Raw genomic sequence first — 756 nt, forward strand, 5'->3', positions numbered from 1 at the left:
TAATGTTCATGGTCAAAACCGTCTATTTTGACCTAATTTAAAGCAAGTTGAAACCCAACTAAAGCAATTGTCACTAACTGTCAGTAAGAACTTATTTGGCTACTGGTATCATTGCGGATATACATATACATTAATTTTCCAATTGACTTTGGGATTCATTTTTCCGACTTGAAAGGTTTAAAATTTGAAATTAAAAAAATCGGAAGTGATTATTTTAAAGAAATTCCCTATTTCAAGGAAAATTCTAACTACTTCCTTTCCATAAATCCAAATGAAAGAAATTTAGAGGAGGATTATTTTTCACTTTCTAACTCTGATTTTGCAGGTCTTTTAGTAGACGAACAAAGAGAAATGTTATATCGTATAGCTTATCTCCGTCCAAGTTTGGAAGAAGTTCAAAGAGGAGATAGAATTCCTGATTTTTCTGTAATTGTTTTAGATAAAAATTTAAATAAGCTCACGGAAAAAAGATTTGATGGAAAGATTTTTGACTGTGAAATGATTTTTGTGTCTGATGAAGGGTTGAATATTTTTCGCAAAGATCTTTATTTGAAAGATGAAAATTTTATGTCGTTTGAGGTTTGGAGTGTGGAAAGACCTTTTAAAAATTGATTTTAACAAAAATTGGAATGAGACTGTTCAAATAACTGTGTCAAAATTTAAACCATTAAATTTTGACTATGAAAGAAGACAAAGAAGAGTTTGATTTCAAGGCTTTCGCCAAGCAGGCCGGAGATGCGCTTCGGTCAGGTAAGC

Annotated in this window: 1 protein-coding gene; it reads left to right on the top strand. The window is 31.3% G+C overall.

Features of this window, described 5'->3' with window-relative positions:
- Positions 1 to 168 precede the first annotated feature (168 nt).
- Entirely contained in the window at positions 169 to 612 is a 444-nt protein-coding gene (locus ACFPIK_RS18145) for a DUF4221 family protein (protein WP_377917879.1), read from the top strand.
- Positions 613 to 756: the final 144 nt, after the last annotated feature.

Source organism: Algoriphagus aquatilis (genome assembly GCF_042657405.1).
GTDB lineage: Bacteria > Bacteroidota > Bacteroidia > Cytophagales > Cyclobacteriaceae > Algoriphagus > Algoriphagus aquatilis.